Source organism: Paenibacillus sp. FSL M8-0212 (genome assembly GCF_038004645.1).
Taxonomy (GTDB): Bacteria; Bacillota; Bacilli; order Paenibacillales; family Paenibacillaceae; genus Paenibacillus.
In genome coordinates, this window is the sequence record NZ_JBBORP010000001.1 from 2,496,755 (window position 1) to 2,521,483 (window position 24,729).

The 24,729-nt window shown below is 47.2% G+C and carries 20 protein-coding genes; 19 read left to right on the forward strand and 1 reads right to left on the reverse strand.

Features of this window, described 5'->3' with window-relative positions; genetic code table 11:
• Positions 1-6: 6 nt before the first annotated feature.
• The 19 genes from MKX68_RS11185 to MKX68_RS11275 all read left to right on the forward strand — a co-directional run bounded on the left by MKX68_RS11185 (position 7) and on the right by MKX68_RS11275 (position 24,052).
• Positions 7-1,833, forward strand: coding sequence for an oligopeptide ABC transporter substrate-binding protein (locus tag MKX68_RS11185; RefSeq protein ID WP_338589637.1), 1,827 nt, complete (start codon positions 7-9; stop codon positions 1,831-1,833).
• A gap of 251 nt (positions 1,834-2,084) precedes the next feature.
• A complete protein-coding gene (locus MKX68_RS11190; RefSeq protein ID WP_340911477.1) occupies positions 2,085-2,975 on the forward strand; it encodes a D-alanyl-D-alanine carboxypeptidase family protein in 891 nt (296 codons plus the stop codon).
• 337 nt (positions 2,976-3,312) lie between these two features.
• Positions 3,313-4,902: an MFS transporter gene (locus MKX68_RS11195; RefSeq protein ID WP_340911479.1), complete on the forward strand. Its 1,590-nt coding sequence runs from the start codon at positions 3,313-3,315 to the stop codon at positions 4,900-4,902.
• Between the two features lie 240 nt (positions 4,903-5,142).
• Complete coding sequence (locus MKX68_RS11200; protein WP_091035261.1) at positions 5,143-6,177, forward strand: LCP family protein; 1,035 nt, start codon at positions 5,143-5,145, stop codon at positions 6,175-6,177.
• 184 nt (positions 6,178-6,361) lie between these two features.
• Entirely contained in the window at positions 6,362-6,787 is a 426-nt protein-coding gene (locus tag MKX68_RS11205) for a CBS domain-containing protein (protein ID WP_091035263.1), read from the forward strand.
• A 264-nt stretch (positions 6,788-7,051) separates the two neighbouring features.
• Positions 7,052-7,354, forward strand: coding sequence for a MazG-like family protein (locus tag MKX68_RS11210; RefSeq protein ID WP_036611930.1), 303 nt, complete (start codon positions 7,052-7,054; stop codon positions 7,352-7,354).
• Positions 7,351-8,271 carry a DUF2232 domain-containing protein gene (locus MKX68_RS11215; protein WP_243391271.1) on the forward strand — a complete coding sequence of 307 codons (921 nt, stop codon included), beginning with the start codon at positions 7,351-7,353 and terminating at the stop codon, positions 8,269-8,271. The genes MKX68_RS11210 and MKX68_RS11215 overlap by 4 nt, the downstream gene beginning before the upstream one ends.
• A gap of 11 nt (positions 8,272-8,282) precedes the next feature.
• Positions 8,283-10,274: a DHH family phosphoesterase gene (locus MKX68_RS11220; RefSeq protein WP_340911483.1), complete on the forward strand. Its 1,992-nt coding sequence runs from the start codon at positions 8,283-8,285 to the stop codon at positions 10,272-10,274.
• Complete coding sequence (gene rplI, locus MKX68_RS11225; protein WP_133386402.1) at positions 10,271-10,714, forward strand: 50S ribosomal protein L9; 444 nt, start codon at positions 10,271-10,273, stop codon at positions 10,712-10,714. Before MKX68_RS11220 ends, rplI begins: the two co-directional genes overlap by 4 nt.
• A 1-nt stretch (position 10,715) precedes the next feature.
• On the forward strand, positions 10,716-12,077 hold the full coding sequence (dnaB, locus tag MKX68_RS11230) for a replicative DNA helicase (RefSeq protein WP_036611922.1): 1,362 nt from the start codon (positions 10,716-10,718) through the stop codon (positions 12,075-12,077).
• 445 nt (positions 12,078-12,522) lie between these two features.
• Positions 12,523-13,809 carry an adenylosuccinate synthase gene (locus tag MKX68_RS11235; protein ID WP_036671866.1) on the forward strand — a complete coding sequence of 429 codons (1,287 nt, stop codon included), beginning with the start codon at positions 12,523-12,525 and terminating at the stop codon, positions 13,807-13,809.
• 222 nt (positions 13,810-14,031) lie between these two features.
• A complete protein-coding gene (locus MKX68_RS11240; protein ID WP_340911487.1) occupies positions 14,032-14,799 on the forward strand; it encodes a hypothetical protein in 768 nt (255 codons plus the stop codon).
• Between the two features lie 284 nt (positions 14,800-15,083).
• Positions 15,084-15,893, forward strand: a complete 810-nt coding sequence (locus MKX68_RS11245) for a class I SAM-dependent methyltransferase (protein WP_340911490.1) — start codon at positions 15,084-15,086, stop codon at positions 15,891-15,893.
• A gap of 486 nt (positions 15,894-16,379) precedes the next feature.
• Positions 16,380-17,912 (forward strand): peptidoglycan DD-metalloendopeptidase family protein, encoded by a 1,533-nt coding sequence (locus MKX68_RS11250; protein WP_091035266.1) that lies wholly within the window; start codon positions 16,380-16,382, stop codon positions 17,910-17,912.
• Positions 17,913-18,348: 436 nt separating this feature from the next.
• Positions 18,349-19,071, forward strand: a complete 723-nt coding sequence (gene yycF / locus MKX68_RS11255) for a response regulator YycF (RefSeq protein ID WP_074092884.1) — start codon at positions 18,349-18,351, stop codon at positions 19,069-19,071.
• Positions 19,071-20,921, forward strand: coding sequence for a cell wall metabolism sensor histidine kinase WalK (gene walK / locus MKX68_RS11260; protein ID WP_340911493.1), 1,851 nt, complete (start codon positions 19,071-19,073; stop codon positions 20,919-20,921). Before yycF ends, walK begins: the two co-directional genes overlap by 1 nt.
• Entirely contained in the window at positions 20,905-22,185 is a 1,281-nt protein-coding gene (locus tag MKX68_RS11265; protein ID WP_338589617.1) for a YycH family regulatory protein, read from the forward strand. Before walK ends, MKX68_RS11265 begins: the two co-directional genes overlap by 17 nt.
• 310 nt (positions 22,186-22,495) lie before the next feature.
• A complete protein-coding gene (gene yycI, locus MKX68_RS11270) occupies positions 22,496-23,239 on the forward strand; it encodes a two-component system regulatory protein YycI (protein ID WP_036612041.1) in 744 nt (247 codons plus the stop codon).
• Positions 23,240-23,245: 6 nt separating this feature from the next.
• Positions 23,246-24,052 carry an MBL fold metallo-hydrolase gene (locus MKX68_RS11275; protein ID WP_036671861.1) on the forward strand — a complete coding sequence of 269 codons (807 nt, stop codon included), beginning with the start codon at positions 23,246-23,248 and terminating at the stop codon, positions 24,050-24,052.
• Here MKX68_RS11275 and MKX68_RS11280 read toward each other — a convergent pair.
• Entirely contained in the window at positions 24,021-24,233 is a 213-nt protein-coding gene (locus MKX68_RS11280) for a hypothetical protein (protein WP_036611899.1), read from the reverse strand. The two genes, MKX68_RS11275 and MKX68_RS11280, sit on opposite strands and share 32 nt — an antisense overlap.
• Positions 24,234-24,729 lie beyond the last annotated feature (496 nt).

Genomic DNA, 24,729 nt, shown 5'->3' on the forward strand with positions numbered 1-24,729 from the left:
AGGTTCATGAAAAAGGGATTATTTTCACGGGGACTATTTTTCACGATGATGTTGGTCTTTGTATTGGTGCTCGCAGCGTGCTCTGAGAAAGAAGCAGCTACTCCAGCTCCAGCTTCCAACACAGAAGAGGGAAAAACGGAGGAAAAACCTGCTAATGAAGAGGGCGTTTACTCCATTGAAGACTTCAACAATGTCAAAACGAATGAGGGTACTGCGATCGAGGGTGGATCGATTACATTCGGACTTGTATCGGATACTGCTTTTGAAGGTACACTGAACTACAATTTCTATTCGGGTAACCCGGATGTACAGGTTCTTCAATGGTTCGATGAAGGCTTGCTGACTTGGGATAAAGACTATGTGTATACCAACGATGGTGCGGCAACGTATGAGACATCTGAAGATGGCAAAACGTTCACACTGACCATTCGTGACAATGTGAACTGGCATGATGGCAAGCCGGTAACGGCTGAAGATCTGCAATTTGCTTATGAAGTAATCGGTAGTAAAGGCTATGATGGTCCTCGTTACGACTCCAACTTCACTAGTGTAGTAGGTATGGACGAGTATCATGCTGGAAAAGCAAAAACAATCTCTGGTATTAAAGTGCTGAGCGACAAACAAATCAGCATTACGTATAAAGAATCCACTCCGTCCCTGCTGACAGGTGGCGTATGGACGTATCCACTGGCTAAACATATCTTCGGAGATATGGATGTAGCAAAAATGTCTTCTTCCAAAGAAGTACGTGAAAAACCAATTGGTTTTGGTCCATTTAAAGTGGATGTCATCACTCCGGGTGAGTCTGTAACTTATGTTAAGAACGAAGACTACTGGCGTGGAGCTCCGAAACTGGACAAAGTGACTCTGAAAGTTATCAACCCGACTACGGTTGTTCAAGAACTGAAATCTGGCGGGGTAGACCTCGTGGATGCATTCCCGACAGATCAATATAAAGACAATGCTAACCTGTCCAACGTAGAATTCCTGGGCGCAATCGATCGTGCTTATACGTACATCGGTTTCAAACTGGGTACGTGGGATGAAGAGAACGGAAAAGTTGTAAGCAATGCAGAAGCAAAAATGGGCGACAAAAACTTGCGTAAAGCAATGTGGATGGCTGTAGATAACGATCAAGTAGGTAAACGTTTCTATAATGGCCTGCGTTGGAATGCAACAACCCTGATTCCACCATCTCACCCAGAATTCCATGATTCCAACAATCCGGGTGTAGCATATGATCCAGAAGCAGCGAAAGCATTGCTCGACGAAGCTGGTTACAAACTGGATGGTGAATTCCGTACGAATCCGGATGGAACACCACTCGAAATCAACTTTGTATCCATGACTGGTGGCGACACAGCTGAACCATTGGCACGTTATTATGTTCAATCATGGGCAGCTATTGGTTTGAAAGTAAACCTGGAAATGGTTGAGTTCAACAGCTTCTATGACCGTGTAGGTAACACAGGTAAAGATGATCCAAACATTGATGTGTATCAAGCCGCATGGGGCGTTGGTATTGACGTAGATCCATCTGGTCTGTATGGTCGTGATGCACTCTACAACTTCTCCAGATTCTCCAGCGAAGAGAATGACAAATTGCTCGCACAAGGTATCTCTGCTGAAGCATTCGATGTAGACAAGCGTAAAGAGATCTACAATCAATGGCAGCAATACATGGTAGATGAAGTGCCTGTATTCCCTACACTGTATCGTGCAGTTGTAGCGCCAGTTAACAAACGTGTAATGAACTATGCGATTGGTGATGGAACAGGCGTTTACCTGAGCGACCTGCAAGTTAATGCAGACAAAGCAGTTGTAGCTGAGTAACACATTCTTAAATTAGCAGCTGTAAGGATTGGGGTCCTTTAAGAAGTCGGTTGCTAGATTATAATGAAGAATTCTCCTGGGAAATTGAAAAAAGTGTCTTTAAAAACATGGATTCTGTACACTCTGGCATGGGTGTATGGGGTTCATGTTTTTTTTGTAACCAAAAAATAAAAAAAATTTAACTTTTTTTCAAAAAAGTGCAGACAAAATGCCTCTTTACTTCGTCTATATAGGTAAGAGGTGATCATCTTATGAAAAAATGGTGGAAACGGGCAGGAATGCTGCTGGCTCTGCTGCTCATTATATATTTGGGTGTGAAACCGGACATGCTGGTAGGCAAACCGGGAATTAAAGCTGAATCTGCGGTATTAATGGATATGAACTCTGAACAGATCTTAATGGATTTTAACGGCTCCAAAGAGATCGCTCCGGCAGGCGTCAGTAAGTTGATGACAGAACTGTTAGTGATGGAAGCCGTGATCAATGGTGATATAGGCTGGAATGATCTTGTGAATGTGAGTCTGTATGCCAGCTCCGTGGGGGGCAGTCAATTGACCCTGAAACAGGGAGAGCAATTCACCGTTCAGGAGTTGTTTGAGATCGTAGCTGTCTATTCAGCCAATGATGCAACTGTTGCTTTGGCTGAACATATCAGTGGTACAGAGCAGAAGTTCGTTCAACAGATGAATCAGAAGGCAACTCAGATTGGACTTTCTGAGGATACACAATTCACGAATTCAACGGGCCTCAGTGAAAAGCTGCTTGGTCCTAACCGTCCGATGGATATTCAAGGGCAGACCTTAATGACGGCTATAGATGCATGCAAGCTTGCGCGATATCTGCTGAATAACCATCCCGAGATTTTAAGAATCTCCAGTCAAATGCAAGTATCAATGCACCAAAAAGGGATGTACATGAGTAACACGAACTGGATGTTATCCTCCATTGGTGGGCCGTATGCTTACGATGGGAATGACGGATTAAAGACCGGGTATGATGAAGATTCCGGCTATCATTTTGTGGGTACAGCTGAACGTGATGGCAAAAGACTGATATCAGTTGTATTTGGAACAGATACTCGTGAAGGGCGTTTTGTGGAGACTCGGAAGTTGTTCAACTATGGATTTTCGGGTTCGAAATGAAAGGGCGTACATGGGCATCATCAAGGATACCTTCAGGGGGCCAATGATGCACGTGTCAAACAAACCGAGTCAAGACCAGATCATTGAAGCATTACGCAAGCATAGTACGTCAGACAAGATATGAGGGCTGTCCGCAGGTTCGACTGAACCTATGGCAGCTCTATTTTATCGAATCAGAGGTAAATTAAGCCATATAACCATATTATTAAATTGACATATGGTTTTCTTTTGTTTTAAAATGACCAGTGAGTCATTATTATTCAATTCGGTTTAATATATATGTACCAAACCAACTGTACGATACTGAATTTACGATCTGATCGGGAGGTAACATGTGATGCAAAAACAAATGAAATGGCCGCTAATCCTGTTTGCCATAGGGGTATTTATGGCGGCGCTGGATAACGGGATCATCACCTCTTCACTGACCACCTTAAATGCATCATTTGGTGTGTCGCCAACGTGGGGGGCATGGACGATTACGCTCTATACGCTGGGGCTTGCAGTGAGTGTTCCTATTGCCGGCAAACTGTCGGACCGTTATGGTCGCAAGAAACTATTTTTGATTGAAGTGGCGTTGTTTGGGATCGGGTCCCTGCTCGTCGCGCTGAGCACATCGTTTACCTTTTTCCTGATTGCTCGTGTCATTCAAGCTTTGGGCGGCGGGGGGATCTTTATCATTGCCAGCTCATACGTATTAAGCAAGTTCCCGGCGGAGCGTCAGGGTACAGCTTTGGGTCTGCTCGGAGGTATGAATGGTGTTGCCGCTATTTTGGGACCCAATGTCGGTGCTTTTATACTGGATCTTACTGGCAACTGGCATTGGTTATTCCTGATCAATGTACCTATCGCTATTCTGCTATTCATAGCAGGTATTCGATTCATTCAGGAAGAGCAGGAACTGAATCGTGCAGCAGTGGACTGGAGCGGTATTGCTGTCCTAACGTTGGGTGTACTCAGTTTAATGTATAGCTTCAGCAATCTGGACGGTGTGAACATGCTTCAAAGCCTGGGATCACCGATGTTCTACGGCTTTTTCTTGGCAGGTGTAATCATTCTGGTGCTCTTTTACTTCATGGAAAAAAGGCTGGAAGGATCTGAACGTGAACCTGTTGTATCGACACAGCTTCTGGGCATTGCGTCCTTTCGCTGGACGCTGTTGATTGCCTTTTTCTCCGGAGCCATTCTGGCCTCGGTGATCTTTATTCCAGGTTTTGTTGAACAATATCTTGGCGTATCCAATACGGCTTCCGGGTACTGGTTCACTCCGCTCGCGCTGGCATCCGGCATCGGGGCAGGTGGAGGTGGATACCTCGTTGACCGCAAAGGGCCAATCTGGACGTTATCGGTTGCGGGGCTGCTATCTGCCATTGGATTCCTGCTGTTCCCGCTATGGGTGGAGCATATCTGGCAATTTGTCATCGCGAGTACACTCGTAGGTATCGGTTTCGGCATGATGCTGGGTGCGCCAGTTAACGTACTTGTCACAGAACAGGCGGGGGAGAACAACAAAGGCTTCGCGGTAGCGACCAGCTCGTTATTCCGCCAGATGGCGATGGCTATTGCACCTACCATTTTTGCCGGATTCCTGGCACGTTCTTTCATTAATCTGGGGTCCAACATTCAGGCAGGGTTCGCTGACAAAGGAATTCAGGTGCCGCCCGAGATGCTACAACAATATGCCTCGGGAGGGGCATCAGGGAGTGATGTCTCCAGTCTGACAGAGAGCCTGTCCCAGATTCCTGATGAAGGTATCCGTGATGTGTTGCTCCAGGCAGTGCATCAAACGACAGGGCAGGGTTACAACGGCCTTTTCTGGTCTGCGGTGGTATTCAGTGTGCTTACGCTGGTAGCTGCGCTTATAACGGGACGTCTGCGTCAAAAAGAGAAGAGCCATCATGTGGAAAGTGTATCCACGAACGGATAGGATTGCGTGTGAAAATGAAGAGAACAGTGCACCTTTTGAAACTAAAAAGGAGTCGCTGTTCTTTTCAATTTAACCGGATTGTAACTTTTCTTGCTCTCGCAATGATTACAATAGAACGAGCGTAAGCGGTGTCTTGATTCCAGAGAGAGAAAACATCAGTGAACACCGAGTCACAAGGCATCCCAGACGTTTAATTGGTATTATGGATTATCATTTTGATAGTGAAGAAGGAATCAATGGATGAAAAGCAGAACTAAAGATAAGAAGAAGAAAAGAAGAAAAGGCCTATATATAACGCTCGTTTCGCTTGTTGTTTTGTTAATCGGAGGTTATTTGTTCCGTCAGCAACTGGCTGTAGCGGCATTTGATCTGTTTCTCGCCGGTTCGGTAGAAGATCAGCTATCCCGCTCATATGTACCGCAAGAAGGCAACAATACGCCTGATCCAACGGTATACCGCAAGGAACCTTTCTCCGTGTTACTGCTGGGTTCGGACAAACGAGCCTATGAGAAAACGCGTGGGCGTTCGGATACCGTTATCTATGCTGTAGTACGTCCCAAGGAATCCCGTGTGCTTCTGGTATCCATTCCACGTGATACGTATGTGCAGATTGTGGGACGGGATGCTAACAAGGATGGCGTAGATGATTATGATAAGCTGGCGCATGCCTATGCTTTTGGTGGGGAGAATATGTCCATCAATACGGTGGAGAAATTCCTTGATGCTGATGTAGGTTATTATGCAACGATCAACTTCGATGGGATCAAAAAAGTGGTTGATGCGCTTGGTGGAGTAAAACTGCCAATTGATGAGGACATTGTGAACAAGAACCCCGATCATGTGCAATTCACGATTGAAGGCGGTAAGCCGATCTATGACGGGCAGGAAGCACTGTATTATGTAAGATACCGTGAGGATAGCGATTTTAATCGTACCAAGCGGCAGCAGATTTTCCTGAACGCGATGGCGAATGAGATGCTGAATTTGAATCAAATCGCCAAAATTCCGGAATTGATTCAGATCATGGGAGACAGCTTCCAGACGGATATGCGAGCTTCTTTCATTATTGATCTAGCTAAACAAGTGCTTACTCAGGAGAAACCACAGATTTCAAGCTTCACCATCCTGGGTGAGGGAATGAAAAAAGACGGTATCTATTATGGTCAGGCTGACGAGAAAGATGTCCAATATGCCAAAGAGCTGATTAACAACTGGATGGATCAATCGACCCCAGCCGGTGAAGTAATGATCCCTGACCGGCAAAAGATTGAATAACCAATTCCATACCAATGATGTGTTGTAGACCACAATCAGCAGTACGTTTATTCGCGGGCTGCTGTTTTTTTTCTTTGTATTGAGAACTATTATCCTTTTGGAACATCCTGCGTTCTGATCCGTATAATATTAGTTGAGCGAGATAAGTTGAACGAAGAAATTCATAAGGAGGATACACAAGGGTATGAACATCGCATTTTTTTTGCTACCCAAACAAGAGGTTACGTGCGTGACGTCGGATTCTACGCTGCGGCAAACGTTGGAACGGATGGAATATCATCGTTTTACGGCGGTACCCATTTTGAATAAAGAGGGCAAATATATTGGTACGGTTACCGAAGGCGACTTACTGTGGTATATGAAGAATGCCGAGGGAAAGATTTCATTTGAAAACGCTTCAAAATTCTTGCTCAAAGACGTTCCACTTCGCCTGGATATTAAACCCGTATCCATTGATGCCAACATGGAGGACCTGATTAATCTGGCTAAAGTTCAGAACTTTGTCCCTGTAGTCGATGATATGGATCGGTTCATTGGTATTGTCAGACGGAGTCAGATTATTGAGTACTGCGAGGGCATTGTAGCCAAAGAATCGATCAAGGCTAAGTAAGGCTGTTACGAATTTAAACATTATTGTGTCATGAGGGATAATCACAGCCGTCCGGTATCATGTTAAACTTAAGAAGTCCTGAACCAAGGGCGCATTCGAAGTTTTTTACAAATATATAGGTCGATAGGATGTACGGAGGACTCCGCATAAGTACCTGACATCAGTTTCGGAGAACTTCTCCGCTTTTTGGGGTAATTTTGCGGGCCCTCTTTTTATGCTATAATCGAGAATAAAGCTTTTTCGGGGGAGAGTGACTTTCGCCAAATGCCTAAAGAACTGGATGTAGCCAAACGCGCTAAAGTGATTGAATGGCTGAAAACCGAAGTGCTTGATCAGGTATCCCGATTATTCAAGGCGTTATGGGAAGGCAGTACAACTCGAATCGGGGACAGTCTTGCCAGTTTGATTATGAGTAGTTACATATTGGGCCGCAGGCTCGGTATTCCTTTCAAGGATCTGGATGCACTGCTAGTTGAGAAGTTGAAAAAGCATAAACAGGAAGGTCACCAGCTTGAAGACTGGTACCAGGATATTTCCTCGCTAGAAGATCATATGCGTAAGAGGTGAATTTGTTGAAATTTAGCTTTAAATCAGCTGTTTGGAGCGCAGTTTATCTGCTCTTGCTACTTTCGCTGTTAACTCCTTTATCGGTACTTGCCATATTTTTTATGATGATTCCGGGAGTTATTTTGTATGCTTCATTATCTTTAAAATCATTTATATGGCATCTTGTGCCTGTAGCCGTTATTTTGGTCGTGTTCCACCCCATCTATCTGTTACTATTGCTCATCTTTACCCTGCCTGCGATCGTTATGGGTCACGCGTATAAAACACGCAAATCAGCCCTGTTCGCCCTGATGGCGGGAAGTGGCATGATGTTGGCAGAATACTTGTTGTTGCTCTTGGTCGGCAGTGTCATTTTCCAATTCGACCTGTCCAGTTATATTGAAGATGTGGTCAAATTGACCATTGAACCGTTAACCAATACATCAAATCAGATGATCAACGGGTTTGCATGGACACCTGAGATGACCGAGGATGTTGCCAAACAAACACAGCTTATGATTCCGTTTGCTCTCGTTGTCACGTCGATGGTAATGGCCTTCATTACACACGCCATTGCTCGTCCGATTCTGAATGTGATGGGTGTGGTGGTATCGAAGCTTCCACCAGCGAGAGAATGGCGTATGCCGCGGGCGTTAATCTGGTATTATTTCCTCGCATTGTTGATCGAAGTGATCTCCAGACAAAGTGATGGAACATACTGGACCATGATTGCCATGAATCTGTCGCCGTTAATCAATCTGGGCTTCATGATTCAAGCGATCGGTTTCTTCTTCTTTCTCTCACATACAAAGAAATGGAATCCGGTTATACCATATTTCCTGGCGGCTGCGGTTTTCTTCATTGGTCCGCTTCGGATTATCGGAATTATCGATCTGGCGTTCCCGCTTCGTGAGGCAATATCGAAATCAAAACGATAGGGTGATGAGTCATGCCTAAATTTCTGAAGAAACGCTGGCACGGCTACTATACCGTATGGGCGTTCATACTGCTGCTGTTGCTCGTTATGTTCGTTACCATTTATAACTGGACGCTTGGTTTGATTAGTCTGATACTGGCTTCGGCGCTGGGAATCGTCATGATTAAGGCGGAGCTCGCGTTCCGCCGTGAGCTTAACGACTACATTAATGGCCTATCCATTCGGATCAAACGGATGGAGGGGGAAGCGGTCAGCATGCTTCCATTCGGAATTGTGCTGTACAGCGAAGATCGTACGGTAGAGTGGCATAACCGCTTTGTCGCGGAGATGTTCCAGGAGAAGACAATGGTGGGTAATCCGCTACTTAATTTGTTTCCCAAACTTCCTCAGCCTAAAGAGAAGAAGGATGGGACGAAGGAACATTCATCCAAGGAGTTCCATGACGAATTCCAGTTGGATGATCGGCATTATGGAGTTATTCATAACCAGCAGGAGCGGTATGTATATGTATACGAGATTACGGAGTTAGCCATTCTTCGTGATAAATATGAAAATGAACGCCTTGCATTGGGAATTCTCGTTCTGGATAATCTGGACGAGGCTGCCCAAGGTATGGATGATCAGCAGCGTACAGCACTGATTGCCCGAGTGACCAGCGAAATTACGTCTTGGGCCAAGCGGTACGAAGTGTACTTGCGCCGTCTGTCTTCTGATCGTTATCTATTAATGCTGAATCATAAGTCTTTGCAGGAACTGGAGCAGAGCCGATTTGTCATTTTGGATGAAGTTCGGGAGATGACTGCTGATCTTAAAGTGCCAATGACACTCAGTGTCGGACTGGCGTTTGGATCGGATAGCATCAGCGAGATGGGAGAACTGGCACAGTCCAGTCTGGACATGGCGCTTGGACGTGGTGGTGATCAGGCTGCCGTGAAGTCCGGACAACGCCTGTCATTCTATGGCGGTAAGTCTAACGCAGTGGAGAAACGGACACGGGTTAGAGCCCGCGTTATTGCACACGCGCTGCGTGATCTCATGCAGGAGAGCGATCGGGTGCTCATCATGGGGCATAAAATTCCGGATATGGACGCGATCGGCGCATCCATCGGAGTGTGGAAAGCGGCCAGTCTGTACAATGTGGAAGCACGGATTGTTCTGGATGGAATTAATCCATCGATTGAACGCATGATGGAGCAAGTGAACAAGGATGAGAAGTTGTCCAAAGCATTTGTATCACCGGAACAGGCAACCCAAATGATGACCGAGCACACGTTGCTGGTTGTAGTGGATACCCATAAGGCCTCCATGACCATGGAACCGAAACTGGTACAGTCTGCTACCCGTGTCGTAGTTGTGGATCACCATCGCCGGGGCGAAGAGTTCATCAATGACGCAGTGTTGATCTATCTGGAACCTTATGCGTCTTCTGCTGCCGAATTGGTAACTGAACTCTTGCAATACATTCATGACAAGGTACAATTCACTCCGCTAGAAGCTACGGCTCTACTTGCCGGGATTACGGTGGATACGAAGCATTTTGCACTGCACACGGGGTCCAGAACGTTCGAAGCGGCAGGCTTCTTGCGCCGTAGCGGTGCGGACACCATTATGATCCAGCGGTTGATGAAAGAGGATCTGTCAGAATATATTGCTAAGGCAGAAATCATAAAGCATGCTAAAATGGTATACGGGAACATTGCGCTGGCGGTCACGGACCCTGGTAGCAAGATTCCACAGATGATGATCGCCCAGGTGGCGGACACATTGCTGAACATGACCGACGTGGTCGCTTCATTTGTGATTAGTGAGCGTCCGGACGGACTAATTGGCATCAGCGCGAGATCGCTGGGGCGCATGAATGTTCAGGTTGTCATGGAACGACTGGGCGGTGGCGGACATTTGACGAATGCCGCCGTGCAGCTTGAAGGAACGCTTGGAGAGGCAGAAAAACGGCTGACGAACGTACTGGCTGAAATCGAAAAGGAAGAGGGGCTGTTCGAATGAAAGTCATTTTTATAAAAGATATGAAGGGTCAAGGCAAGAAAGGGCAAGTGAAAGAAGTATCTGAGGGCTACGCACAGAACTTCCTATTGCCACGGGGAATCGCACGTCTGGCAACGGACGGCAACATGAAGACACTGGATAACCAGAAGGCAGCTGAAGAAAGAATCAAGCAGGAAGAGAAAACGGAAGCGGAGGCACTTGCGAAAAAGCTGGAAGCAGAAGTGACTGAATTGAAAGCCAAGTCCGGCGAAGGTGGTCGTCTGTTCGGCGCCATTACCAGCAAACAGATCGCAGAAGCTTTGTCTAAAAAGGGTCTGAAAGTAGACAAACGCAAAATTGAGCTGGACGAGCCTATTCGTACACTCGGCGTAACACAAGTAACTGTCAAGGTTCACCCTGAAGTGAAGGCAACCTTGAAGGTACAGGTAACGGAAGAGTAAGATGGGCGGAGAAATGTTATTCGACCGGATTCCCCCGCAGAACCTGGAAGCCGAACAGGCCGTGCTGGGTGCAATCCTGTTGCAGGGCGAGGCCCTGATTACAGCGATGGAACGGGTGCAAACCGAGGATTTCTATGATAAGCCCCATCAATTAATCTTTGAAGCGATGATCCAGCTTGGCGAGGGAAATCAACCGATTGACCTCGTGACACTGACTTCGCTTCTGAAGGATAAAGGTGAGCTGGAGGACATCGGCGGCGTTAGTTATCTGGCTAAGCTAGCCCATGGTGTACCTACAGCCGCGAACGTAGACTATTATGCTCAGATTATCGAAGAGAAATCGATGCTGCGTCGCCTGATTCGTACGGCAACACAGATCGTGAGCGAAGGATATACAGGCGGCGAAGATGTTGCAGCGATGCTCGGAGAAGCTGAACGTCGCATTCTGGAGATCTCCAACCGTCGCTCCAGTAGTGGTTTTATAGCCATTCAGGACGTACTGATGGAAGTATTCGATCGTGTGGAAACACTTCATCAGAATAAGGGTACAACGACAGGTATTCCGTCCGGGTTCATCGATCTGGACAAGATGACTGCCGGATTCCAGCGCAGTGACTTGATCATTGTAGCGGCCCGTCCTTCCGTAGGTAAGACGGCCTTCGCCCTGAATATTGCTCAGAACGTGGCCATTCGGGCACAGGAGACGGTAGCCATCTTCAGTCTGGAGATGTCAGCCGCCCAGCTGGTGCAACGTATGATCTGTGCGGAAGCCAACCTGGATGCCAGCGTGATGCGTATGGGTGACTTCAAGGGTGATGAAGACTGGCAGAAGCTGACGATGGGTATTGCAGCTTTGTCAGAAGCCAACATCTTTATAGATGATACGCCAGGGATTACCGTAGCCGATATTCGTGCCAAATGCCGTCGTCTGAAGAAAGAGAAAGGCCTTGGCATGATCCTGATCGACTATCTTCAACTGATTAGTGGACGTGGTAAAGCAGGGGAGAACCGTCAACAAGAGGTATCCGAGATTTCACGTACACTGAAACAGATTGGCCGGGAACTGGAAGTTCCGGTTATTGCCTTGTCCCAGCTGAGCCGGGGTGTAGAGCAACGTCAGGATAAACGTCCGATGATGAGTGACTTGCGGGAATCGGGTTCGATCGAGCAAGATGCCGACATCGTAGCGTTCCTGTACCGGGATGACTACTACAACCAGGAGACCGAGAAGAAAAATATTATTGAGATCATTATCGCCAAACAGCGTAACGGTCCGGTAGGTACGGTAGAACTGGTCTTCCTGAAAAACTTTAATAAATTCGTCAATTACGAGAGGGCGCACAATGACGCCTTCGCGATGTAACGGGCAGGTGCTGACAGCTTCGATCAGGAAGCCAGAATCGTCTGTCCCGAAGATCAACCATTAGAGCAACTGAACTCAAACATCTCTTATAAATACCAGATATAGATTCACATTGAAATGGGTATCCTTGAACCGGTGATAGCAGTCAAGCAAGCTTGGACTGTAGTCTCCGGTTTTTTATGTTGAAATAGTGGGTAAATCCCGAACATTACAGTTGTACTATATCTAATTGTTCGCCATTTGATTTGACTTTGAAAAAGGGTACTGGTACACTAATACTGCTGCGTTAAAGCAGCGCAAACCTTCCCTTGAATGTAACGGAAGGACATTTTTACTGTCCGTTAGCACGCTTCTCAGTCGGTTTATTGCGTAACATGCCTGCCGGGATAGAGGACGGACAGACCAATACAAAGGTGCGCAAGGCACCCACGGAGGAATGTTAACTATGTCAACGGTAGTTGTAGTGGGAACGCAATGGGGAGACGAAGGAAAAGGCAAAATCACGGATTATTTGGCGGAGAGCGCTGATGTGGTGGCTCGTTATCAAGGTGGTAACAATGCGGGTCATACAATTCTGATTGATAACAAAAAATATAAACTGACGATGATTCCATCAGGGATTTTCTACACGGATAAAGCGTGTGTTATTGGTAACGGAATGGTTATCAACCCGAAGGCACTCATCGAAGAAATTAACTATATTCATGACAATGATTTCACAACGAAGAACCTGTCCATCAGTGAGCGTGCACATATCATCCTGCCATATCACATGGTATTGGATGCACTGGAAGAAGAGAGCAAAGGTCCGAACAAAATTGGTACGACTGGCAAAGGGATTGGCCCATGTTACATGGACAAATCAGCTCGTATTGGTATTCGGATGGTTGACCTGTTGGATGCTGAAGATTTCGAACTGAAACTGCGTCATCTGGTCAAAGAAAAGAATCGTGTCATCGAGCAAGTCTACGGCGGCCAGCCTGTTGATGTGGAAGAGATTCTGCAAGATTACCTCGGATATGCTGAAATTCTGCGTCCATATGTACGTGATACATCTGTTGTTCTGAACGAATATATTGATGAGGACAAAAAAGTATTGTTTGAAGGTGCACAAGGCGTTATGTTGGACCTTGATCAAGGAACTTATCCATTTGTTACATCATCCAATCCGTCCGCAGGTGGCGTATGTATCGGTTCTGGCGTAGGCCCGGCTCGTATTCAGCAAGTCATTGGGGTAGCGAAAGCTTACACAACCCGTGTAGGAGATGGCCCATTCCCTACGGAATTGCATGATGCAATCGGCGACCAAATCCGTGAGACTGGACATGAGTACGGTACGGTAACTGGACGTCCACGTCGTGTAGGTTGGTTCGATAGTGTTGTTGTTCGCCACGCGCGTCGTGTCAGCGGAATTACAGGTCTGTCCCTGAACTCTCTGGACGTAATGACAGGTCTGGAAACCGTAAAAATCTGCACAGGATACAAATTCCGTGGCGAGGTCATCACACACTATCCGGCAAGCCTCAAAATGCTGGCAGAATGTGAAGCGGTATACGAAGAGATGCCAGGCTGGAGCGAAGATATCACTGGAGCGAAGAAACTCGAAGACCTGCCAGTGAACACACAGAATTATGTAAAACGTGTTTCTGAACTTACAGGCATTCCAATTGCCATCTTCTCCGTTGGTCGTAACCGTGAGCAAACGAATCAAGTACTTCCAATCTACGAGTAATCGAAGAAATAGAGAGATTGTTTCTTGAATTATAAAATAGAATCCTCTGCAGACTTAGGCATGTTAAGCCTCCAGTTGTTGCTTTTATAGCGATGACTGGAGGTTTTTTGTGTTTTTTTCGGATATAATCCCGAGATTTCCGTCAATACTGGTTAACAGTAGAGTCACAGACCCCGACATGCGCATGTTAGACGGGTGGGATAATCGGAGGGAGAGAACGGAATGAAGTTGCTTGTGTGGTTTGTTAAAATCTTGCTAACCGTGGTGCTGGTCAGTTCACTGACACTGCTTACGACCGGATTAATTGTACAGTCATATGCGAAGTCGCTACTCGCGAGTTTCAATATTCAGTGGGAAGGTCAACCCATGGGGTTAACCGCCATGTTCCAAGGTGCCTTGGGCGGTAAAACCAGCGAGGGGAATAAATCGGGAAATGGGACGACAGATCAGCCGACAGGAGCGGACGAAGAGCAGGTTCCGGAAGATGCTGTTTCAGTTATGGGGAATGGGACAGAGAGCGGTCAATCTGACGTAAATGCAGGCAACGATGCGTCCCAAGGGAGTGGTTCAAACGAGGGCACAGGGGAAGGTTCAGGTACAGATACGACCATAGGATCAAACTCAGGCACAAGTGCAGGCAATGGGACGGATACGGGCACGGGTAATGACTCAGGAACAGCACAGGGTAGTGGTTCAGCTTCGGGGAACGGAACCGGAGGAACCAGCGGCGATGCTTCTTCAGGTAATGATGCCATTGTTGTATCACCGGATGACATTACAGGAGCGAAGGACAAGCTGCCAGCAGAGGAGAAAGAAAAAATCTTCAGTCTGCTCATGAACAAGCTGCCACAGAAAGAAATGCAACAGATCTCAGGCGCCATGGAAGGTGGCCTAACGGAACAGGAACTGCGTGAGATTGAACAGGTGATCTCGAAGTACCTGACTAGTGAAGAGTACGACAACCTGATGGAAGTACTGCAAACAGAATAAGATAGGCAGAGAAAGCGGGCGTGCTCCTAGACGAGTATCGCCTGATTCATAATGTAATGGACTTGTCGAGGATGATTGAATATAATTTATTTAAATAAATACTGGAAATGTCTATAGGAGGGAACAGTGTATGAAATATAAAGGTAAAGAACACAACATATAAAAACGTTCAGGCAATATTGCAGAAACCTCCAGTCCAATTCGTGGACCTCCGTTCATGGGTGCATTCAAGAGATCCGATGGACTTGTGTTTATGAATACACGAATTGGAGGTTTTATTGAACATGAACTTATATCATTCTAATTCAGAACCATCAGTAAAAAAGTTTACCGAGGCGGCTAAAGAGCGATATGAGCAAGGACTGCAAGAGGCGGAGCAGCCGTTTAGTGGCTGGGATTTTAGCTATGTAACAGGGAGTGAACGACTTCAGAGCGGAATGTTGCCTTGGTCCTATGGAACGATGGCGCGCCGATTGTTGAATCAAACAGAACGATTGCTTGACATGGGGACGGGTGGAGGAGAAATGCTGTCCAGACTCCTTCCACTTCCTCCATACACATGTGCGACCGAAGGTTATCTCCCCAATATACCGATTGCAGAGGAACGTTTACAGCCGCTCGGTGTGAAGGTGCTTCCAGTGACTGATGATTCGCAACTTCCTTTCGCAGATGGGGAATTCGATCTGATTCTTAATCGGCATGAGTCGTATGATGAGCAGGAAGTTAGGCGGATTCTATCGGTAGGTGGACTGTTTCTGACTCAACAGGTAGGTTGGTCAGATTGCAGGGAGATCAATGATCGGCTCGGCATTCCTATGCCCGTGGATTACGCTGGATGGGAGCTGGATCGTGCTGTTCTTCAGCTGGAACAGTGTGGATTCCGTATTCTGGAGCAACGGGAAGCAACTCCCGCGCAGCGTTTCTATGATGTAGGGGCACTGGTATATTATCTAAAGACCATCCCGTGGCAAGTACCTGATTTCAAGGTAGAACAGTTCCGTGAGCCATTAATGGATATTCATATGGAGATGGAGCAAAATGGATTTTGGGAAGTACAGCAGAAGCGATTTGTAATTCTTGCAGTCAAAGAATAGAGACATAAAAGTTAATTTCTATTGTGGCATGGGATGAAATCCAGTTTAAGATAAACCACAATCAGATTGTTTACGTAATCCCTTATCAGAGTTGATCTGGTGAGGGATTTTATATGTATTTTTATGAAAAATAAAGCATATTTCACTGGGTCTTAGAACCTAGTCTTAATTTGCGAACAAAAGTACATAGTACAGCGGATGTTGAGGCATAATGGGTGATGGACCAGCCGTACTATCTTATGGATAATTCAGGGAAACTAAGCGTGGCGTGGCTTTGCGGTGTGACGTATAGAGTTGAAATGAGTGTAAAACCTGTGTTAAAGTATACGGGTGTGATAAAAGGTTAAAATTTTGACACTTTTACGAGCGCAGCTAAAGTCCTGATTTTGCGGACACCCAATACAAGTATCAACGAGCATGGGACAGACACGATGGGTGATGTCTTGACAGAAATGCGAACTGAGAAGTGCTGAAAAGGAGAGAATCATGAAAGGTTTCAGAGGCATACGCCAACCGGGCAAAGACCGGGTACACGAACAATCCGGGGAACACCGGACGGCCGAAGACAAAAACAACATGAGCATGTCCACCTTCAGTGTGAATAAGAAGCGCGTTCTGGCCTCGCGCAAATGGATCATTACAGCAGCATGTGGTGTATTCATCGCAGCATCGCTCGGGTTCGCAGGCAAACAATACGTTACTGCAAACACCGTACCGTACTATAAAGTCATGGTTAAAGGTAGCGAGATTGGTACCATTGCAGATGAGGCACAATTACAACAACTATTTACAGACAAAACTGAGGAATATCAACATAAATATCCGGATGCAGAGATGGTGCTGAACACGGATGGTATCACAACCGAAACGGTAAGAGCGTACAAACCTGAAGTGAACAGTGACGAAACGCTGGACAAACTGGGTGACATGCTGACAGCCTACGCCAAAGGTGTGGAGCTCAAGGTAGACGGTGAAGTCATTGGTATTGTGAAGGATCAGGCAACAGCGGATGCAATCCTCGAACAAGTGCAGAGCAAATACATATCGGCATCGGCTGTGCGAAGTTCGCTTAAGACGAAGTCGGTATCGGCTAACTCCTCGAAGAAAGATGAGGGACCTAGCACAACCCTGAAGTCGGTAGGCATCAAGGAAGATGTAGCGACAGATGTGGTGAAGGCTGATCCAAACAAAATATGGGATGTGTCCGAGGCGGTTAAAGCTTTAACCGTTGGTAAAGACGCGCCTGTAACTTATGTGGTTCGTGAAGGAGATACGATCTCTTCGATCGCTGCCAAGTATGAAATTACACAAAGCGAGATTCGCCAGCATAATCCGGGCATCAAGGAAACGTCGCTTCAAATCGGAGACGAACTGACCTTGACCGTTCCGAAACCGGCGGTAACCGTTAAATCGGTTGAGCAGGTTGTTGAACAGATTGAGATCAAACCGCAAGTGGAAGTGCGCAAAAGTGCCGAGTTGAAAGCTGGTACAACTAAAGTCGTGCGCCCAGGACAAAGTGGCTTAAAAAGCATGCAGTACCGTATAACGAAAGAAAATGGTGAAGTGGTTCAGGAAGAGTGGCTTGGTCAGGAAGTGATTAAAGCAGCTGTAACTGAAGTAGTCCTTAGCGGAACAAAAGTTGTTGGTGAGGGCACAGGTGAATTTGCTTGGCCGGTATCAAATGCAACGATGAGCAGCAGCTTTGGACAACGTTGGGGTCGCCAACACAAAGGTGTCGATCTGGTAGGTAACCGCGATGTGAAAGCGTCTGATGAGGGTGTAATTACGTTTGCAGGACAGAAAAGCGGTTATGGTAATGTCATCATTATTAACCACCGTAACGGATACGAAACACTGTATGGGCATTTGAACAGCATTGGCGTTAAGGTTGGACAAGTGGTTGAAAAAGGCGAGAGTATTGGCGTTATGGGCAACACGGGTCGTTCGACTGGAACACATCTGCATTTTGAGATTATTAAGAATGGAACGGTAGAAAATCCGTTAACGTATCTGAACTAATAGAGCTTAAATAGAGCAAGGTTGGCTATAATGCTGGCCTTGTTTTTTGCTGCTGTAAAAAATTTTCAGATGAAAGACCTTCCAAGCCCCTGATCGGGATGTGACGGTGCTTCAGGTATGTTAAACTAGAGAATATAAACAACAAGCTATATAAGTTGAACTAATTATTTTTACGATAACGGAGAGGACAGAAAAAACCTGAAAAAGCGAAGCGTTCGCCTTTATCCCCGGATTTTCCCTTGAGAAAAGGGAATCGAAAAAATCTGGGGATAACAGCGATTGGAAGGTTGTTCTGTCATCGTAGTATGAGAGTAAATATTCTTTAGTTCAACTTATATTAGAGAAACCAATCAAGCAGGCTTGGTACAAGCTAAACATAGAAGAGAGATATAAACGCTAACGCGGATTAAGCAGGATATAGGGGTGAACTTAGCCGATGCAGGGGAAGATTTTGGTGGTGGACGATGAACAGCCCATCGCGGACATTCTGAAGTTTAATTTGGAAAAAGAGGGGTACGAGGTCATCTGTGCATTTGATGGCATTCGTGCGGTTGAACTGGCGTTATCCGAGAAACCGGATCTGATGCTGCTGGATCTGATGCTCCCGGGCAAGGATGGTATGGATGTATGTCGTGAGGTGCGCGCTCATCTGGAGATGCCGATCATTATGCTTACCGCTAAAGATGGCGAGATCGACAAGGTGCTCGGGCTCGAATTGGGTGCGGATGATTACGTGACGAAGCCATTCAGTACGCGTGAGTTGCTTGCACGGGTGAAGGCACAGATGCGCAGACGGCAAAAACTTGCGATTACGGCAGAAGCGCCGGAAGATGAGGAAAAGCAGGTCATGCGGCTATTTGATCTGGCGTTTGATATGGACATGTACACGGCTTACAAAGGCGGGGAACCGCTCGATCTGACCCACCGTGAGTATGAACTTCTCTATTATATGGCGAAGCATTCCGGCAAGGTTATGACACGGGAACATCTGCTGCAAGCGGTGTGGGGATATGAATATTTTGGTGATGTACGTACCGTGGATGTAACGATTCGTCGTCTGCGTGAGAAGATTGAGGAGAATCCAAGCAAACCGGAAACGATTCTGACACGCCGCGGGCTCGGTTATCTCGTGCGCAGTGCCAAAAGCGTGGGGATATAATGGGCCGATTCGCGCGATTCTCGTTCTTCCGAACGATTCAGGCGAAATTGATTATTATCTATGTACTGCTGATTCTGATTGCGATGCAATTGATCGGGGTTTATTTTGTGAGCGCGATGAAGAACTCGCTGACGAGCAACTTTACGGAAGACTTGCAGGCGCGTGCTGAGATGTTATCGGTTCTCGTGGGGGAGACGATGGCAGGTGGAGAAGCAGAGGCAGGCGAGGACAAGACGGAAAATCTGCGTGTGCTGGTGAACAACCTGTTCAACATTAACGGTGCCGAGATTCAGGTGCTGGATGCCAGCGGCAAGGTACTCACGACCTCGCTAAGTTCACATTCGGATTATGTGGGGCGCAAAAACACCCAGACCGTCGTCAGCCGTGCGCTGCAAGGTATTCGGGACAATGAGGAATATATCGTGGACGAGGATAATGTTCGCAAAAAGGTCGTCGCCAAGCCGGTGCTGTCCGGCGGCAAGATCATTGGCGCGGTCTACATCGCGGCATCCATGAACGAGCTGTATTCCACGATGGAGGGAATCAACAAAATCTTCATCTCCGGCATCCTGATTGCCCTGGTGTTAACGGCGGTGCTTGGCGTGATCCTGTCCCATACGATAACGCAGCCGATTAAGGAAGTGACTCGGAGAGCGACAGCGGTCGCAGAAGGTAACTTTGATCAGCAGACACCTGTATTTGGCACGGATGAGATTGGTCAGCTCAGTCGGGCTTTTAACTATATGACCAGCAGACTTCGGGATGCACTCTCCCAGAATGAAGAGGAGAAGGAGAAACTGACTTCCATTCTGACCAATATGAGTGATGGTGTGGTGGCTACAGATGAGTACGGTAAAGTCATTCTCGTAAACCGTCGTGCCAGCAGCATTCTGGGTATGCATCCTGCGGATATTGAAGGAAGACACTTTGCCATATTACTCGGCATTGATCCGGAGGATGCGGAAGCTCTCGCGAGTGGTTTCACAGGTTCAACGTTGCTGCAGATTGCACCGGCAGGACAAGAAGAGCCTGTGGTCATTCGGATGACGTTCACACCTGTTCATCGGCGTGAACGGGGAATTACGGGAACGATTGCCGTACTTCAGGACGTTACCGAGCAGGAAGAGCTTGAGGCATCCCGGCGTGAATTCGTGGCGAATGTATCCCATGAACTGCGTACACCACTGACTACGATCAAGAGTTACGCGGAAGCGCTGGATGACGGTGCACTGGAAGACCCGCAGCTTGCCGGTCGTTTCGTTGGTGTTATTCAGAACGAGACGGAGCGAATGATACGACTGGTTACGGATCTGCTGCATTTATCGCGGCTTGATTCCAAAGAGGCTTTGCTGCGGAAACAGCCAACCGACATTCTGGAAATGCTGGAGGAAGTGACGGATCGATTCTCATTTCAGATGCATCAGAAGGATATTCAGCCCGTGTTGTCTGTAGAGAATGATATTCCGGCTGTTCCGCTGGATCGCGATCAGATTGATCAGGTGCTGGATAATGTCGTGTCTAATGCGCTGAAATATACATTGGAAGGCGGCACCATTACGATTGCAGCTAGACGCAGTGATGAAAATGCACTTGCCATCTCGGTATCGGATACCGGAATGGGTATCCCACAGCGCGATCTGGATCGCATTTTTGAGCGGTTTTATCGGGTGGACAAGGCTCGTTCCCGCAGTATGGGAGGCACAGGGCTAGGACTGTCCATTGCCCGGGAAATTGTGAAGGCGCATGATGGCAGCATCTCTCTGGAGTCTGAGGTAGACGTGGGCACGACAGTAACGTTCACACTGCCGATGCGTGAGAAAGGGGGTGAGCACCTTGAAGGAACGGATTAAATCCTTGGTGCTTGCTGCCCTTGTTGTAGCCAGTCTGGTTCAGAGTTATTTTCTGATCTACCGTTTGCCCGGAGGCGGAGATTCCATTGTGACGTCAGAGACGAACTATGTGAAGACGGAAAATATGGGTCAGGAACGCAATATTGAAGAATTGATCTTCCCTGATCAGATGATTATTCATTTGGGCGAGGATAAACATACGGTGTTTTACCCTGGCAATACGTTCTATCAGTTGATCTATTCAAGGTTACAGGGGCGGGCGTTCGATGATTTTCAGCGCCGCAGTGTGCAATCGGTGAACTGGGATCAGATTCGCAAGGAGAACCCCGGGTTTGAGCTATCGTTCAAAGAAGGTATTCCCGTAGCTTTATTACAGCGGGTGATGAGGCTTGGGACGGATTCCTTATTCCAGGGGGAGACGATTAACCGAATTTCGATCTATACGTCCAAAAATGAAACAAAGGCCCATGCGCTGTTCTTCAGCGCCAAGGGAGACGTGGTGTACGAAGCAACGCAGGCGGACCTGACAGTACAAGACGTGCAGCAGCATGTTGACTTCGGTACGAACTGGACGCCATATACACTGATGGATGGCGGGTATTATATCCCGGCGGAAGCTTTGGAGACGATTGAAGCCGATGTGCCGACAGGTCAGTTCACGGTTGAGCAGATGCAACGCAGTCTGTTCTTCGATCCAAGCATGACCCGGAACATCCGGGAAAAAGATGGATCAGAGATCTACACGGACAGTAAACGTAGTCTGCAGGTGAAACAGGAACAACGCTGGATCAGTTACACCGACCCGGCGGCACCACCTGCGGGACAGATTGATCCCGCGAAGGATGCGCTGTCTGCGGTTGATTTTGTGAATCAGCATGGCGGCTGGAAAGGCCGGTCACGCATGATGCTGGGGACCGCCGACAGCAAGACACGGCTTGAATTCCAGCAATATTACGGCAGCTATCCGATTATGGATTCCATGCAATTCCGCTTCGGCACGATCAGCATGGAGATGCAGCAGGAGACGGTATCCAGCTATGAACGATCGCTGGAATACCTGAACGAAGGTGCAGAGACGAAGAAATCGGTCAAATTGCCTGGCGGAGACAAGCTGAAGGCTCTTATTAAAAAGGTCGCCGGTGAGAATCGTCAGGTCGTGGATGTATATCCGGCGTATCGTCCTTCTTCGATTGAGGACGGACTAAAGCTGATCCCGGTATGGGTGATCCGTTTCGGAAATGGTGAGGAAACTACCGTATCTTGATAGGTTATAGTCTTTGAACCAAAGAGTAGCTGTACTTTATCACTACGCGTGCAGAATAACCTTCCGATCGCTGTTACCCCCAGATTTCTTGAATTCCCTTTTAACACGGGAGAAATCTGGTGGTAGCGTATGCTTTCGAAGTAGCTTTCTTTCAGAAAGCTTTTAGGCGAACGCTCCGCTTCTTCAGGTTATTTCTGCCCTCTCCGTTATCGTATAGCTTTAAGTTCTAAGGCTATAAACGGCCAGTTACGGTGGAAGGTGTAGGCAACTTGAGAAAGTATTGCAAGCAGCTAAGTTAGGGGGGGATGTTTTGGATTGGGGACGGGCGAAAAATGTGTTGATCTATGCCTTTCTGCTGCTCAATCTGGTGCTGGGATACCAGATCTGGATGGATGCGCGAGAGACGGCCGGAGCCAATCTGGACTTCACCTCACTGGCAGATAATACACAGCAGGCGATGGAAGAGAAGGGCATTCAGGTGCTGGCTCCGATTCCAAATGAAACGCCAAAGCTGCCAAAGTTGTCCTATGAGTTCATTGAAGAGGACAAGGCTGGCGTGGATATGGAACTGGAACAGCCTGTAGATAGCAAATTGATCTTCTCGCAGAGTGAGCTGGAAGATGCATTAGAGCGTGAGATTCCACAGATTGGGACATACCGGCTGGATCAGCTGATGGCCGAGGATGGGGCTTTTGTACTTCACCCACTGGTGGATGGCAAATGGCCGCTCTTCAATGTGAGTCTGGAGCTATTCTACAGCGACCAGAAAATAACGGGTTACCGTCAGACTCCAGTGCGGATTACGACCGCAGAGGAGAGCGATCAGCAGGTACTTCCGGCGTCGAAGGCGCTGGGAACGCTGATCGAGAACTTTTTGCCAAATGATGCAATTGTCAAAGATATTCAGCTGGGCTATTACGGCCAGTTGTTCAATTCAGATATACAGGTAGCGATGCCGGCATGGCGGTTCGTGCTGGAAAGTGGCGAAGTGTTGTACGTGCAGGGCATCAGTGGGGATGTATTCAGTCCCAAGACAGACAAACCAGGGGAGTAATGCGTTATGGGGATATATTTTACCGTGTTATCCAGCGGTTCGACAGGTAATGCCACAGTCATACAACATGGGGGCACATCTCTCATGATTGACGCGGGTCTTAGTGCGAAGCGATTGGATGCACTGTTTCAGGAAAGGGAGATTTCTGGGGCAGAACTGGACGGGATTCTGGTTACACATGAACATTCCGATCACATTAAAGGACTAGGCGCGATGTCTCGGAAATATAATTTACCAATCTACGCGAATCTGAATACGTGGGCGGCACTGGAGAAGTCGGTTGGGGCAATTCCAGAGGAAAACCGGAGGGTATTTGAGACGGGTGAAAAGCATGATTTTGGGTCACTGCGCGTGGAATCCTTCGGGATCTCGCATGATGCGGCTGAGCCGGTAGGGTACACATTCGATGATGGTACGGAGAAGCTGTCTGTTGCAACGGATCTCGGGTACATGAGCGACAAGGTTCGCGATGCGATCTCCGATTCTGACGTGCTGGTGCTGGAGGCGAATCATGATGTCGAATTGCTGCGTATGGGGCGTTATCCATGGAACACCAAGCGCCGGATTCTGAGTGACATTGGGCATTTGTCGAACGAAGCAGCAGGGGCAGCGCTTAGTGAACTGATGAACGGACGCATCAAGCGCACGTATCTGGCACATCTTAGCCGAGATCATAATATGATGGACTTGGCAAAAATGTCGGTGCGTGACGCGATGGAGAGCCGTGGATGTTTTTATCGGGATCATGAGTTCAAACTCTGTGATACGTATTACGATCGTCCTACGCCATGGGATAGGGTGGGTGAGCCATAAAGCTGTCCAGTTCGGCGGCCTTGCGCTCGACTTCCTCGCGGGTTAGGATGCCTTTATCAATAAGAAGTTCAATGATGGTGCTGAGTGCAAGGGTATTGCGATAGTGTTCTTCCTTGAGATCGGCCAGCTTGGCCGCCATATGAACTTCATCCATGGCTGTAAGTGTACGCGTGCGATCCATATATATCCTCCTCTATGAAGCTTTGAATTGTCTTTTACTATTATTGTAGTCAGGCTTAATGGAAAACATTCCTCTTTTTGCCGCTAACATTTGTGTGATGAGACGTGTATGCTGAACCTGTGACTATGCAGGGGTGAAAAAGTTCTTCAAATTTGCCAAAATCGCGCTTAGCGGACCGGATTTTGTGGTGATAGATACTATGGACCTTTATTGTTAAGCGCGTTATAGCGGAAATTTGCTTTAATTTTCGTAAATATGCAACTTTTTGTGATTTGACGTGTTTAGTATATGAGGAGCATTGTGATTTTGGCTGTTTTGCGTGTGAAATGGCATGTCATAGAATGCGAGAGCATGATTGATAGAGTCACTGACAGGATGGTGTGTCCGTTCTGTTGTACATAGACGCTGTATCTTGATTTGATGCCGGGATGCGGCGATATGCAAGACCATTTTATAAAAATGCAAAAAAGCATGGGAAAACGAGAGGTTATTTACG